At 66.3% G+C, this 13,297-nt stretch carries 13 protein-coding genes; 11 read left to right on the top strand and 2 right to left on the bottom strand.

All coding sequences use genetic code 11. The features are described from left to right. The first annotated feature begins 95 nt into the window (after positions 1-95). The 8 genes from GGR25_RS07490 to GGR25_RS07455 all read left to right on the top strand — a co-directional run bounded on the left by GGR25_RS07490 (position 96) and on the right by GGR25_RS07455 (position 8,512). Positions 96-1,100 carry a bifunctional riboflavin kinase/FAD synthetase gene (locus GGR25_RS07490; protein ID WP_183398127.1) on the top strand — a complete coding sequence of 335 codons (1,005 nt, stop codon included), beginning with the start codon at positions 96-98 and terminating at the stop codon, positions 1,098-1,100. Between the two features lie 98 nt (positions 1,101-1,198). Next, on the top strand, positions 1,199-1,813 hold the full coding sequence (locus GGR25_RS07485; protein ID WP_183398126.1) for a hypothetical protein: 615 nt from the start codon (positions 1,199-1,201) through the stop codon (positions 1,811-1,813). Between the two features lie 206 nt (positions 1,814-2,019). Next, complete coding sequence (locus GGR25_RS07480; protein WP_183398125.1) at positions 2,020-3,771, top strand: ABC transporter ATP-binding protein/permease; 1,752 nt, start codon at positions 2,020-2,022, stop codon at positions 3,769-3,771. A 141-nt stretch (positions 3,772-3,912) separates the two neighbouring features. Continuing rightward, a complete protein-coding gene (locus GGR25_RS07475; RefSeq protein ID WP_183398124.1) occupies positions 3,913-4,380 on the top strand; it encodes a DoxX family protein in 468 nt (155 codons plus the stop codon). 186 nt (positions 4,381-4,566) lie between these two features. Beyond that, complete coding sequence (hisS, locus tag GGR25_RS07470; RefSeq protein ID WP_183398123.1) at positions 4,567-6,144, top strand: histidine--tRNA ligase; 1,578 nt, start codon at positions 4,567-4,569, stop codon at positions 6,142-6,144. Continuing rightward, positions 6,141-7,250 (top strand): ATP phosphoribosyltransferase regulatory subunit, encoded by a 1,110-nt coding sequence (locus GGR25_RS07465; protein WP_183398122.1) that lies wholly within the window; start codon positions 6,141-6,143, stop codon positions 7,248-7,250. Before hisS ends, GGR25_RS07465 begins: the two co-directional genes overlap by 4 nt. Next, positions 7,247-8,233 carry an ATP phosphoribosyltransferase gene (gene hisG / locus GGR25_RS07460; RefSeq protein WP_183398121.1) on the top strand — a complete coding sequence of 329 codons (987 nt, stop codon included), beginning with the start codon at positions 7,247-7,249 and terminating at the stop codon, positions 8,231-8,233. Before GGR25_RS07465 ends, hisG begins: the two co-directional genes overlap by 4 nt. A 123-nt stretch (positions 8,234-8,356) precedes the next feature. After that, on the top strand, positions 8,357-8,512 hold the full coding sequence (locus GGR25_RS07455) for a hypothetical protein (RefSeq protein ID WP_183398120.1): 156 nt from the start codon (positions 8,357-8,359) through the stop codon (positions 8,510-8,512). Between the two features lie 53 nt (positions 8,513-8,565). On the opposite strand, the gene GGR25_RS07450 is transcribed toward GGR25_RS07455, so the two are convergent. Then, positions 8,566-9,201, bottom strand: a complete 636-nt coding sequence (locus GGR25_RS07450) for a DNA-3-methyladenine glycosylase I (RefSeq protein ID WP_183398119.1) — start codon at positions 9,199-9,201, stop codon at positions 8,566-8,568. 240 nt (positions 9,202-9,441) lie between these two features. On the opposite strand from GGR25_RS07450, the gene GGR25_RS07445 reads away from it, so the two are divergent. Together GGR25_RS07445 and GGR25_RS07440 are read left to right on the top strand one after the other, a co-directional pair. Beyond that, positions 9,442-10,158, top strand: coding sequence for a L,D-transpeptidase (locus GGR25_RS07445; RefSeq protein WP_183398118.1), 717 nt, complete (start codon positions 9,442-9,444; stop codon positions 10,156-10,158). 182 nt (positions 10,159-10,340) lie between these two features. Then, complete coding sequence (locus GGR25_RS07440) at positions 10,341-10,904, top strand: L,D-transpeptidase (RefSeq protein ID WP_183398117.1); 564 nt, start codon at positions 10,341-10,343, stop codon at positions 10,902-10,904. Positions 10,905-11,000: 96 nt separating this feature from the next. Here the strand turns inward: GGR25_RS07440 and GGR25_RS07435 are convergent, their stop codons facing one another. Beyond that, positions 11,001-11,690: a TetR/AcrR family transcriptional regulator C-terminal domain-containing protein gene (locus GGR25_RS07435; protein WP_183398116.1), complete on the bottom strand. Its 690-nt coding sequence runs from the start codon at positions 11,688-11,690 to the stop codon at positions 11,001-11,003. 231 nt (positions 11,691-11,921) lie between these two features. Between GGR25_RS07435 and GGR25_RS07430 the strand changes: the two genes are divergently transcribed. Continuing rightward, positions 11,922-13,148 carry an HlyD family secretion protein gene (locus tag GGR25_RS07430; protein ID WP_183398115.1) on the top strand — a complete coding sequence of 409 codons (1,227 nt, stop codon included), beginning with the start codon at positions 11,922-11,924 and terminating at the stop codon, positions 13,146-13,148. The last annotated feature ends 149 nt before the right edge of the window (positions 13,149-13,297 follow it).

The raw sequence follows: 13,297 nt of genomic DNA, 5'->3' as shown, positions 1-13,297 counted from the left end.
AACGCGACGAGCGGTCAGTTTGCAGCCCGCAGCCGGAGAAGGCCGAAGGGGTCGCCGGCCAACCGATGCAGCCTCCCATTCATCGCGATCGATTCATGCTCCCAGCGACGCTGATTCCGCTCGATGCCGTGCCGCCCGCCTTCCGTGGCGGCATTCTGGCGATCGGCAATTTCGACGGCATGCATCGCGGCCACCACGCGCTCTTCGAGGCGACGCGCCGTGAGGCGCAGCGGCGTGGCGTGCCCGCGCTCATCCTGACCTTCGAGCCGCACCCCCGTCAGCTCCTGCGCCCCAACGAGCCGTTCTTCCGCCTGACACCGCTGCCGGCCAAGTCGCGGATTGCCGGCGCGCTCGGGATTTCCGGCATCGTCGTCGCGCGGTTCGACGCGGCCTTCGCGCAAACCAGCGCCGAGGCCTTCGTCGCCAATGTGCTCGTGCGCGATCTCAACATCGCCGCCGTCGTGGTCGGCCATGATTTCCAGTTCGGCCATGATCGCGCGGGAACGCCCGCCTACCTGCAAGCGGAAGGCCGGCGGCTCGGCTTCGAGACGATCGTCGTCGGCGCCGTCGGCGACATCGAGGGCCGGCCGCATTCGGCGACCGCCATCCGCCGCGCGCTCGAAGAGGGCGACGTCGCCGCCGCCAATCGCGATCTCGGCTATCGCTGGTTCGTCGCCGGCACGGTGCAGCATGGCGACAAGCGCGGGCGCGAGCTCGGCTATCCCACCGCCAATGTCCGCCTGCCGGCCGAATGCGGCCTAGCGCTCGGGATCTATGCCGTGACGCTGACGCGCCGCGACGGCAGCGTCTATCCGGCGGTTGCGAGCTATGGCAAGCGGCCGACCTTCGACAATGGCGCCGTGCTGCTCGAGGTCCACGTCTTCGATTTCGCGGGAGACCTCTACGGGGAAGAGGTCAACGTCACCTTCTTCGCCTATCTGCGCGGCGAAGAGCGGTTTTCCTCGATCGAGGCGCTGATCGAACAGATGGACCGCGATTCGCTCGCCGCCCGGGCGATCCTCGCTTCCGCAGGCCCCGGATCCGCGCTCGACGCCGCCATCACGGCAACTTCTGTTGCCCGCGGCATGCCGATCCCCTAGAAGTTTTGCGCCTGCCGGATTTTTGCCCGGTTCGCGTCCTATAGCCGGATCGGGATAACCGCGTACCGATTCGGGCGCCAAGGAGTTTCACGTCGACCATGGCCGTCTCGCCCGTCCAACGTAAGCTTGCACTGATCGTCGGTTCCGCCGCCCTTCTCGGGCTCGCGGGCTGCTCGGGCACGACCTACGGCACAGGCGTTTCCGCCGAGGAACAGACGCTCAAGGACGTGATGTCGCTCGCCTCGCTCGGCAGCGACGAGAAGCCGCCGATCGACTACAAGCCGCGCGGCGGCATCGTGGCGCCGAAATCGACCGCCCTGCCCCCGCCCGGCTCGGCACCCGAGGCCACCGCCTCCGTCGCCAATGATCCGAACTGGCCCAAGGATCCGGACGAGCAGCGCCGCCAGAAGGCCGCCGCCGAAGCGCAGGCCGCCGCCAACAGCCCGATCCCGAACTTCATCCTGCCCAAGGGCAAGACGTCCTATGACGTCGCCACGAACGAATCGACGGAGCAGACCCGGGCCGAGGGCAAGCAGGCCTGGGACGCGCTGCACAAGGGCAAGACGGGCTCCTATGATGCCAACGGCAACCCGACGCGCAAATATCTGACCGAGCCGCCGGTCGCCTATCGTGCGCCGGATCCGAACGCTCCGATGAAGGAGCCGGACAAGACCGAGGGCAAGTTCAACCTCTCGAAGCTCTGGCCGTTCTGAACCGCCACCCGAGCATCATCCAGACCCAAATCTGACATGCGCGCCCAAGCGGCGCGCATTGTCGTGTTTGCACGCGCTGATGCGTGGAATATCCGACCGTCATCCGATCTGTCATCTTCCGGTAATGTTGCGGCAATCCCGCCGACAGGACGGCTTTCCCATAGTCGTGGGCAGAGCGAAGTGTCCTCGGCCGGACGGAGTCATCCATGCAGAAACTGAAAGAGGCGATCGTCACGGTGTGGCGGATCGCGGTGCCGTATTTCCGTTCGTCGGAAATGCGTTTCGCGGTCGGGTTGCTCGCCGTGATCATAGCGCTCCGGCTTTTCGCAGTCTGGCTCGATGTACAGTACAACAGCTGGCAAAATGACTTCTATACTGCACTCCAGCAGAAAAATTGGGACGAGTTCAAGCATCAGCTATTTTTTGTTTTTAGCTGGATCGCCGGCCTATCCATCATCTCGGCGGTCTATCGACTCTACTTGAACCAGTGGCTGTCAATTCGTTGGAGACGGTGGCTGACCGGCAAGTATCTGGGCGAATGGTTGTCAGGCGGTACTCACTACCGCATGCGTCTGGCTGGCAATCCGGCCGACAATCCGGACCAGCGAATAGCGGACGATACGGGCCGGTTCGTCGATGGCGCTCTCTCCACCGCCGTCGCCCTGCTCGGACAAATCGTGACGCTCGTGACGTTCGTAGCGATCCTCTGGACGCTCTCCGCCGAAGTCCCGCTCATCATGTTCGGCCAGACCTATTCCATTCCCGGCTATCTGGTGATCGTCGCCTTCATCTATTCGGTCATCGGCACGGTCTTGACGCACAAGATCGGCCGGCCGCTCGTCCGGCTGAACTATGACCAGCAGCGCTACGAAGCCGACTTCCGTTTTGCTCTGGTGCGAAACCGGGAGAATGCCGAGGAGATCGCCCTGCTCAAGGGCGAGCCGGCAGAGCGGTCCACGCTTCAGCATCGATTCGGCAAAGTTGTCGGCAACTATATCGACATCATGAATCGCACAAAGAAGCTGACCTTCTTCACGGCCAGCTTCGGTCAGATATCCGTCATCGTTCCTTTCATTCTGATCGGCCCTGCCTATTTCTTTGGTGGTTCGGAAATGGGACGGATCATGCAGGTCGCCAGCGCTTTCGGTACAGTGCAGGGCGCCTTTTCCTTCTTTGTCGACTATTACGCCTCGCTGGCCGAGTGGAAGTCGGTCGTCGACCGTCTCGACGATTTCGAGGCGAGCATCGAGAGTGCCAGTGGTGCGCGTGCTCAGGGACCCCTGCTGTCGCCTGACAGCGCGCCCGACACGCTTTCGATCCAGAACCTCGTCGTCCGCCTGCCGGATGGGCGCGAGATCGTCGAGGTCTCCGATCTGACGCTGAGCCCGCGCGAGCGGGTGCTCGTCACCGGGCCGTCCGGATCAGGCAAGACCAGCCTCTTCCGCTCGCTCGGCGGCATCTGGCCCTATGGCAGCGGCGGCGTACACATTCCCAAGGGCGCCGACCTGCTCATCCTGCCGCAGAATGTCTACATGCCGCTCGGCTCGCTGCGCGCCGCCCTCGCCTATCCGCGTGAAGCCGACGCGATCAGCCGCGAGGAGGCGCTCGACGCCCTCGGCGCGGTCGGGCTTGCGCGGCTCGAAGGCGATCTGGACGAGGTCGCCAATTGGGGCAATCGCCTTTCAGGCGGCGAGCAGCAGCGCATCGCGGTTGCCCGTGCCCTGCTTGCCAAGCCCGACTGGCTGCTGCTCGACGAGGCCACCAGCGCACTGGACGAGGCGGCCGAGGCGCGGATCTATCGCATGATCAGCGAACGCCTGCCCGATACGACGATCGTCTCGATCGGCCATCGCTCCAGCCTGACGCCGCTGCACGAGCGCTTCCTCAAGCTGGTCGCAACCGAGAGCGGAGCGCATCGCCTTGTCGAGGAGCAAGGCACGACCGCCGTGCCGGCCTGAGGCGAAATAGATGCGCTGTCCATCGCGGCAATCGCGCGATTGTGCATCTGAGGTGAACAGTGTGTGGAGCTTCGGGCAGGTTACGGTGACAATCGGAATGCTGTATTCCGGCCTCATCAAATTCCTCCCGGAGTTCCAACGATGTCCGACGTTACCTCCTCCAAGCTCTATGTTCCCGCTCTCGGCGGGCTCTATGCCGGCGCCACCCCGGTGTTCGAGGCGCTGCTGCGCTTCGTCGCCGGCGCCTGGATGGTGCCGCATGGCGCGCAGAAGCTGTTTGGCCTCTTCGGCGGCTACGGCATCGGCGGCACGGCGCAGTTCTTCTCCTCGGTCGGCCTCGAGCCGGCGGTTCCGCTCGCCGTCATCGCCGGCCTCGCCGAGTTCGTCGGCGGCATCCTGCTCGCGATCGGCCTCTTCACCCGCCCGGCCGCTGTCGCGCTGACGATCCTCCTCGCGGTCGCCGTGCTCTCCGTCCATGCCGGCGCCGGCTTCTTCATGGCCTCGGGCGGCTTCGAATATGCGGGCCTGTGGTTCTTCCTGACGCTCTATTTCGTGTTCCGCGGCGGCAACAAGTATTCGGTCGACGCCGCGCTCGGCCGCTCGTTCTGATCGACCGACGACAACGATCGTCCAGCGCTTCCTCCCAAGCGCTTCGGGGCCGCCTTCGGGCGGCCCCTTTTTGTTGGCGCGCACGGCACCTCCGCCCGATTCCGCCCGCAAGGTTGCCCCATGGGGTGCCGATGCGGTACGACACGCACCGCTCCAAGCGGGGGGCGCCAAGACGGGATCCGAACCATGGCCGAGACGAAGAAGACGCATGCCTTGAAGGCGCGGTTGCCGCGCGGGCTCGTCGACCGCCATGCCGGGCAGATCAAGGCCAGCGAAAAGATGCTCGCCACGATTCGCGAGGTCTATGAGCGCTATGGCTTCGAGCCGGTCGAGACGCCGCTGATCGAATACACCGACGCGCTCGGCAAGTTCCTGCCCGACCAGGACCGGCCGAACGAGGGCGTGTTCTCGTTCCAGGACGATGACGAGCAGTGGCTGTCGCTGCGCTATGACCTCACCGCGCCGCTCGCCCGCTATGTCGCCGAGAATTTCGAGGCGCTGCCGAAGCCCTATCGCAGCTATCGCGCCGGCTGGGTCTTCCGCAACGAAAAGCCCGGCCCCGGCCGCTTCCGCCAGTTCATGCAGTTCGACGCCGACACGGTCGGCGCCGCCTCCCCGGCCGCCGATGCCGAGATGTGCATGATGATGGCCGATACGCTGGAGGCGCTCGGGATCCCGCGCGGCCAGTACGTCATCCGCGTGAACAACCGCAAGGTGCTCGACGGCGTCATGGAGGCCATCGGGCTGGCTGGCGAGGACAAGGCGAGCCAACGACTCACGGTGCTCCGGGCGATCGATAAGCTCGACAAATTCGGTGTGGAAGGAGTGCGGCTTCTTCTGGGTGCCGGACGTAAAGACGAGAGCGGCGACTTCACCAAGGGGGCGGACCTCGACGAGGCCCAGATTATCGAACTCCTCCAAGTTGTCGGCGCCGACGAGAAGCACATCGTCTCGCTCCAAGACGCCGCACGATTTGACGCTGCGGATGACGACGAAGTGGTCAAGGCAGGCGATGCAAGTAGCGTCGTTCTCAATTCACTGGTGCTCGACGAGTGGGAGGTGATCCTCAGCCGATCCGAATCGGGTCGGCAAGGTCTCGCCGAATTGAGGGAAATCGCGGCTCTGCTGAAATCTGCCGGCTATGGAACGAAGCGAGTCCGGATCAGTCCCTCCGTCGTCCGCGGCCTCGAATATTACACCGGCCCGGTCTTCGAAGCCGAGTTGCTGTTCGAGACCGTGAACGATGATGGCCAGCCGGCGCGGTTCGGCTCGGTCGGTGGCGGCGGGCGCTATGACGGGCTGGTCGGGCGCTTCCGCTCCGAGCCCGTGCCGGCGACCGGCTTCTCGATCGGCGTTTCGCGGCTGATGGCGGCGCTGTCGGCGCTCGGCGAGATTTCGGTCGAGGCCGAGGCGGGTCCGGTCGTCGTGACCGTGTTCGACCGCGACCGCATGGGCGATTATCAGCGCATGGTGAAGGCGCTGCGCGACGCGGGCATCCGCGCCGAGCTCTATCTCGGCGGCTCTGGCCCCAAGGCGCAGCTCAAATATGCCGACCGCCGCAACAGCCCCTGCGTCATCATCCAGGGCGGCGACGAACTGGCCAAGGGCGTCGTGCAGATCAAGGATCTCGCCGCCGGCAAGGCTGCGGCCGCATCCGTCAGCGACAATGCCGCCTGGCGCGAGGAGCGACCGGGCCAGTTCGAGGTTCCGGAAGCCGAACTCGTCGCTGCCGTGCGGGGCATCATCGAGGGGGCACGCGCATGAGCGTCGACACCACGCCGCTGCGCATCCTGCTTTCGGAGGCCGGCTATCGCTTCGTCGAGCCGCCGATCCTGTCCGATGCGTCGATCTTCCTCGAGGTCGCGGGCGAGGATCTGCGCCGCCGGCTCTATATGACGACCGGTTCGGACGGGCGCGAATTGTGCCTCCGACCCGAATTCACCATCCCCGTCTGCATGCACCATCTCTCGACCGGCGATGCGCATCGCATGGCCGATTATGCCTATATCGGCCCGGTCTTCCGTCACCGGCCCGGTCAGATCGGCGAATTCCTGCAGGCCGGCGTCGAATCGCTCGGCCGCACGGACCGCATCACCGCCGATGCCGACGTGCTGGCGCTCGCGCTCGACTCCGCCGCGCTCTATGGGCTGTCGGAGCCGGATGTGCGGGTCGGCGACTCGCTGCTCTTTTCCGCCGTCATCGACGCGCTCGGCATCGCCGCGCCGTGGAAGCGGCGGCTGGCGCGCGCCTTCGGCGACGGCGCCCGGCTCGACGCGACGCTCGCGCGCCTTTCGGCCGACCGCGCCAGCGATGCGCCCGCCCATGCCGGCTTCCTCGCCGCGCTCGACGGCGCCGATCACGACGCCGCGCACAGCGTCGTCGAGGATTTGCTGTCGATCGCGGGCATCAAGTCGATCGGCGGCCGCACGCCGGGGGAGATCGCCGACCGCTTCCTCGAGCAATCCTCGCTCGCCGCCGGCGGCGGTCTCGACGCGCGCGCGACGAGCGTGATCGCGCGTTTCCGCGCGATCTCCGGCACGCCCGACGGTGCGCTCGCGGCGCTGAAGACACTCTCGACCGACGAGAAGCTCGGCATCGACGCGGCGCTCGAAGGCTTCGAGAAGCGGGCCGAAGGGTTAGCGCGGCGTGGCATCGATCTTTCGAAGCTCGCCTTCTCCGCCGATTTCGGCCGCCGGCTCGATTACTATTCCGGCTTCGTCTTCGAAATCCACGATCCGGCCTTCCCGGCGGGTCCGGTGGTCGGCGGCGGGCGCTATGACCGGCTGCTGCCGGCGCTCGGCGCGCGGGCGGCCGTTCCGGCCGTCGGCTTCGCGCTCTGGCTCGATCGCGTCAAGGGAGTGAGCGCATGACCGACGCCCCGCTCGTCCTGGCCGTGCCCTCCAAGGGCCGGCTGCAGGAAAACGCCAACGCCTTCTTCACCCGCGCCGGCCTGCCCGTGCAGCAATCCGGCAGCGAGCGCTCCTATCGCGGACGGATCGCCGGGCTCGGCGACGTCGAGATCGCCTATCTCTCGGCGTCGGAGATCACACGCGAGCTCGCCGCCGGCTCGGTGCATCTCGGCATCACCGGGCGCGATCTCGTCGAAGAAGAGGTGCCCGATTTCGCGGATCGGCTCGACCTCGTCCTGCCGCTCGGCTTCGGCCATGCCGATGTCGTCGTCGCCGTGCCCGAGGCGTGGATCGACGTCCGCACCATGGCCGATCTCGACGACGTGGCCGCGGGCTTCCGCCAGCGCCATGGCCGCTGGCTCACCGTCGCGACCAAATATGTCAACCTGACGCGGCGCTTCTTCGCCGAGCACGGCATCGCGGATTACCGCATCGTCGAGAGCCTCGGCGCGACCGAGGGCGCGCCGGCCTCCGGGGCCGCGGACCTCATCGTCGACATCACGACGACCGGCTCGACGCTGGCGGCCAACGCGCTCAAGGTCATCGCGGACGGCGTGATCCTGCGTTCCGAGGCGCATATCGTGGCGAGCCTCGCCACCCATTGGAGCGGCGCGGCGCGCGGCGCGCTTCGCACCATCCTCGACCGGATCGAGGCGGAGGCCGCCGGCCGGTCGCTACGGCAGATCCGGGCCGATGTCGCCGATCCGGAAGGCGCCGCGCTCGTGGCGCTCGACCGCTTCGGCGCGACCGCACCGTTCGGCACCCCAGCCGGCCCACTGACGCTCCACTGCGCGGCGGCCAAGGTCTATGCGTGTGCGGAATGGCTCCGTACCGGCGCCGGCGCCCGTCTGGTGACGGTCGAGAAGCTCGATATGGTCTTCTCGTCCATGAGTCCCCTGACCTCGCGCCTGCTCGGCCGTCTCGACGGGCACAATGGCGGCTGATACGCCGCCTATGCGCTAAGTGCATTGCTGCGATGCGAAGAAGGCATTTTGCATCGCGGCATAACGATACTAGCTTTCTCTCATGGCGATGCGCCGATGCGCATCCGACGAGAGGATGAAACGATGTTCCCGACCCTGAAGAGCCTTCGTCAGAGCTGGAAGAACTACGTGAACTACGATCCGGAAGCCGAGGCGCTGAGCCAGGCCGGCGACCAGATCGAGGTGGAGATGATCCACCGCCGCTTCGCGCGCCAGCGCCGGGATCGCTTCGGCTACTGATCCGAGAGGCCGTCGCGGCGCGTTTCGCGCGCCCACCCGGATCTCACCGCGCTTCAGCGCGGAATGACGGCGGCGGCGCGCAGCGCCTCGATCTCCGCCCGGCAATGGCACCCTTCGAGGTGGTCGTTGACCAGGCCCATCGCCTGCATGAAGGCGTAGACCGTTGTGGGTCCGACGAAGGACCAGCCACGCTTCTTCAGATCCTTCGACAGGCGGACCGAGGTCGGCGACGTCGGCATCGCGACGAGGCTCGCATGGTCGAAGACCTGCGGCCGCTCGGACGCCGGCGGCTCGAAGCGCCAGATATAGGCGGCGAGCGAGCCTTCGCTGGCGATCAGGTCGAGCGCTCGGCGGGCATTGTTGATCGTCGAGACGATCTTGCCGCGATGGCGCACGATCCCGGCATCCGCTAGCAGCCGCTCCACATCGCGCTCGTCGAATGCCGCCACGGCGGCCGGATCGAAGGCGGCGAAGGCGCGGCGGAAATTCTCGCGCTTCCTGAGGATCGTGAGCCAGGACAAGCCTGACTGGAAGCCTTCGAGGCAGAGCTTCTCGAACAGTCGGCGATCCTCGACCACCGGGCGGCCCCATTCGCGGTCGTGATAGGCCTCATATTCCGCGTCGCCATGCGACCACCAGCACCGGCACTTGCCGTCGGAACCCAGCTTCAACCCGCTCGGAAGATCCATTCGAGCCTCTGTTCATTGTTTGTTCCGAAACTGGTTAGCCCGGCCCTGGCGGTTTCGCAAGAGGCGGCGCGCCGGCCCGGCCTTTACAGTTCATTCACCATACCCATCCGCCTTGAGGGGTCGTTCACCCTTTCTTGGTGCGCGCGGGCGAGGATTCGCGTGGGGCGGAGGCTGATGTGGCGTTGCGAGTCGCCGCCCCGTTCGCCGATGTCGCACGACGCCCTGATCCCGAGTCCGTCCATGCGAAAACTCGTCCTCGCCGCGACCATCGCGGCCGTCCTCGTCGAGCCGGCCGCGGCCGCCTCGAACGATCGCTATGTCGCCCGGACGCCCGTCATGCTGAGCCCGGATCTCAACAGTCCCTGGCTGCTGCAGTTTCCGGCCGGCAGCCGCGCGCCGCGCGTCCAGACGGCATCGGCTTCGCCGAGCCTGTTCCAGAAGCTGTTCGGCGGCCAGGCGGCCAAGCCCCAGCCGCAGCAGGCCCAGACCGGCCGCGCGACCGATCCCGCTTTCCTGCCGACCACGGTCTCCTATGACGGCCCGCACAAGCCGGGCACGATCGTGATCGATACGGATGCGCGCTATCTCTACCTGGTCGAGGCCGGTGGCACGGCCCGGCGCTATGGCGTCGGCGTCGGACGGCCGGGCTTCGAATGGGCCGGCACGCGCACGATCACGCGCAAGGCGGAATGGCCGACCTGGACGCCGCCGCCGGAAATGCGCGCCCGTGAGCGCAAGCGTGGCCGCATCCTGCCGGTCTCGATGAAGGGCGGACCGCAGAACCCGCTCGGCGCACGCGCCATGTATCTCGGCTCGTCGCTCTACCGCATCCATGGCACCAGCGAGCCCTGGACGATCGGCCGCGCCGTATCCTCCGGCTGCATCCGCATGCGCAACGAGGACGTGTCAGACCTCTACGAACGCGTGAAGGTCGGCACCAAGGTCATCGTGCTCTGATCCAATGCCGCCCTGAGACACGGGCGGCATTCGACTTGCGGGATCTGCCCGGCTTTTCTAACCTGTGCGACGGGATGTCTCGGCTCATCGAGCCGGGCACGGGGATTCAAGAACGAAATGCGGGGACGACCATGAGGATCGGGAAAATACTGGGCAGCGCGCTGATCGCATCAGCGCTCGCTATGACCGCTGAAACCGCCCATGCCGAGAACTTCCTGAAGCTGCTCTTCCAGGGCAATGGCACGTTCCAGCCGGCGGGGCCCGGTGTTTCGTCCCTGCCCTCGCAATATCAGCGCCAGCGCGTGCGCTTCCCGACCAACGAAAAGGCCGGCACGATCGTCATCGATGCCAACAACAAGTTCCTTTATCTCGTCGAGGGCAACGGCACCGCGATGCGCTACGGCGTCGGTGTCGGCCGCGAGGGTTTCGGCTGGCACGGCACGGTGAAGATCGGTCGCAAGGCCGAATGGCCGACCTGGACGCCGCCGCCGGAAATGCGCGCCCGCGAGCGCAAGAAGGGCCGCATCCTCCCGGTCTCCATGGAAGGCGGCCCGCAGAACCCGCTCGGCGCGCGCGCCATGTATCTCTATGACGGCGGACGCGACACGATGTACCGCATCCATGGCACGAGCGAGCCCTGGACGATCGGCCACAACGTCTCGTCCGGCTGCATCCGCATGGTCAACGCCGATGTGAGCGATCTCTATGAGCGGGCGCCGATCGGCACCAAGGTTATCGTCCGCTAGAGCGTTTCGAACGCCACGGAGACCGGTTCGCGGCAAGACGACGCGGCCGAACAGGGAGAGATGCCGTTCAGTGCCTCACTGGCGCGCTGAACGGCTCTAGCCGAACGCCTGCACGGCCGGTTCGCCACGGGCGCCGGCGGGCGCGCCATAGACCTTCATGAAGAAGGCGACGGCGATATCGACCCGCCGCCTGATCTCTTCCGGCGACGGCGTTTCGAGAAGACCGAAGAGCAGCTTGCGCATGATGCCGGTCTGCGCGAGTTCCATAAACTGCGCGGCGGCAAGATCGCAATCCTCGATCGTGACGACGCCGGCATCGGCCTGCGTGCGCAGATAGAGAGAAATCTGGTCAGCGCAGAGCTGCGGCCCGCGGCCGTAGAATTCGACCCCGATATCCGGCATGCGATTGACGATCGAGAAGACGGTCCGCATCGCCTGGATATAATAGGGCCGCGTCAGGATCCCGATCAGCTGATAGCCGCAGCGCGCCAGCACGCCGGCCACGTCATGATTGTCATGATCGAGCTGGATGACGCTGAACAGCTCCTCGCGCTTCTCCGTCGAGATGAGCTCGACGAACAGCCGCTCCTTGTTCTCGAAATAGACATAGAGCGTCCCCTTGGAGACGCCGGCGGCTCGCGCGATGTCGTTCATGCTGGCCGCGTCGAAGCCCTTTTCCAGGAAGACCTGTCGCGCGCCGTCCATGATCTGGCGCCGTTTCTTGGGGTCCTGGCCGGCCGAACTCTCCACGAGTTCGGCGGTGGCTACGTCGTGGGCGAGCGTCACCTTCTTCGTCCTTGCTGTTCCGCCTGCAGCGGCGGCGCGGATCTTCTGGATCCATTCTAACTGATTCAGGCCCAATTCCTCGACCTTTTGGCCCGATAGCCCCAGATCGGAAATTTTTTGACCGAACCGTTCGGTTCGATCTTGATCTAGTCGCAAGAGCGGTCTATTTCAAGCGCCATTGACCGAACCGTTCGGTCATCGACCTTTCATTTGAACATCAGGACCGGTGCCATGGCCAAGGTCGCCCTCGTCGAGACGCCCCATCAGGAGGCTGGCGCCGCTGCGTCGGATATCCGACCCGTCGCCGAGCAGCCCGCATCGAAGCCGCAGCCCTCTTCGAAGCCTTCGGAAGCTCCGCCCACCCCGGCTTCCGAAGGCTCCTCAGCGCCCGCGACGCCCGCCCGGAAAGGCGGGCGTCGGCGGATGGTGCTGGCCGGCATCGCGCTGGTCGCGCTCGTGGCCGGCGCCTATTACGGCCATGACTGGTGGACCGTCGGACGCTTCATGGTCTCGACCGACGACGCCTATGTCGGTGCCGACGCGGCCGTCATCGCGCCGCGGCTCTCCGGCTATGTGGCCAAGGTCGATGCTCAGGCGAATACCTCCGTCAAGGCGGGAGACCCGCTGGTCCAGCTTGACGATTCGGACCAGCGCCTCGCCATCGCGGCGGTCGAGAACCAGATCGCCTCGCAGCAGGCGACGCTGGCGCGCATCGATCGCCAGATTGAGGCGGCCAAGGCTGGCGTCGGCCAGTCCGAAGCGGCCGCGACCTCGGCCAGGGCGGATCTCGAACTCGCCGTCGCGGATCTCGACCGGGCAACGAAGCTGAACGAGAGCCAGTTTGCCAGCCGGCAGACGCTGGAACAGGCGCAGGCGACGCGCGACAAGGCGAGCGCTGCCGTGGATTCGGCGACGGCGGGCCTTGCGACTGCGCAGGCCAATGTCACCGTGCTCGAAGCGCAACGCACCGAGGCCGACCGCGCCCTCGACCAGTTCGACACCACGCTCGCGCAGAAGAAGCTCGATCTCGAGCGCACGGTCGTCCGCGCGCCCTTCGACGGCATCGTCGGCAACCGGGCCGTGGAGCCGGGAGAATATGTCGCCGCCGGCCAGAGGCTGATGGCGCTTGTCCCGTCGAACGATCTCTATATCGACGCCAATTTCAAGGAAACGCAGCTCCAGCGCATCCGTCCGGGCGCCAAGGCGCTGGTGACGGTCGATGCGGCCGACGACCGGCCCTTCACGGGCACGGTCGAGAGCATCGCGCCTGCTTCGGGCGCCGTCTTCAGCCTGCTGCCGCCCGACAACGCGACCGGCAACTTCACCAAGATCACGCAGCGCGTCCCGGTCCGGATCCGGATTCCGGCGGATGCGGTAGCAGCCGGCGAACTCCGTCCCGGCCTCTCCGTGACGGTCGAAGTCGACAGCCGGACCGGCGACACGCCCGCCGGGAACTAAGACCGACACCCTTCCCTCCTCGGAGGGACGAGGGAGGAGAGGGCCGCCGCCCTACCGGCGATCCTCTCCTCGCTCCCTATCAACGATCGATCGACGCCTCGCTCGAAACGGCGGCGTTCGAATGAGGCACGCGCCGCCATGGCCCCTCC

Origin of the sequence: Kaistia hirudinis (assembly GCF_014196455.1) — a bacterium.
Classification (GTDB): Bacteria; Pseudomonadota; Alphaproteobacteria; order Rhizobiales; family Kaistiaceae; genus Kaistia; species Kaistia hirudinis.
The sequence above is the reverse complement of the archived record's forward strand: the minus strand, read 5'-3'. Positions and strand labels throughout refer to the sequence as shown.

Bases quoted from the DNA above. Each gene is read 5' to 3' on its own strand.
- GGR25_RS07445 (WP_183398118.1), top strand. From the start codon at position 9,442: ATGCGAAAACTCGTCCTCGCCGCGACCATCGCGGCCGTCCTCGTCGAG.
- GGR25_RS07455 (WP_183398120.1), top strand. From the start codon at position 8,357: ATGTTCCCGACCCTGAAGAGCCTTCGTCAGAGCTGGAAGAACTACGTG.
- GGR25_RS07465 (WP_183398122.1), top strand. From the start codon at position 6,141: ATGAGCGTCGACACCACGCCGCTGCGCATCCTGCTTTCGGAGGCCGGC.
- hisS (WP_183398123.1), top strand. From the start codon at position 4,567: ATGGCCGAGACGAAGAAGACGCATGCCTTGAAGGCGCGGTTGCCGCGC.
- GGR25_RS07440 (WP_183398117.1), top strand. From the start codon at position 10,341: ATGACCGCTGAAACCGCCCATGCCGAGAACTTCCTGAAGCTGCTCTTC.
- hisG (WP_183398121.1), top strand. From the start codon at position 7,247: ATGACCGACGCCCCGCTCGTCCTGGCCGTGCCCTCCAAGGGCCGGCTG.
- GGR25_RS07430 (WP_183398115.1), top strand. From the start codon at position 11,922: ATGGCCAAGGTCGCCCTCGTCGAGACGCCCCATCAGGAGGCTGGCGCC.
- GGR25_RS07450 (WP_183398119.1), bottom strand. From the start codon at position 9,201: ATGGATCTTCCGAGCGGGTTGAAGCTGGGTTCCGACGGCAAGTGCCGG.
- GGR25_RS07475 (WP_183398124.1), top strand. From the start codon at position 3,913: ATGTCCGACGTTACCTCCTCCAAGCTCTATGTTCCCGCTCTCGGCGGG.
- GGR25_RS07490 (WP_183398127.1), top strand. From the start codon at position 96: ATGCTCCCAGCGACGCTGATTCCGCTCGATGCCGTGCCGCCCGCCTTC.
- GGR25_RS07480 (WP_183398125.1), top strand. From the start codon at position 2,020: ATGCAGAAACTGAAAGAGGCGATCGTCACGGTGTGGCGGATCGCGGTG.
- GGR25_RS07485 (WP_183398126.1), top strand. From the start codon at position 1,199: ATGGCCGTCTCGCCCGTCCAACGTAAGCTTGCACTGATCGTCGGTTCC.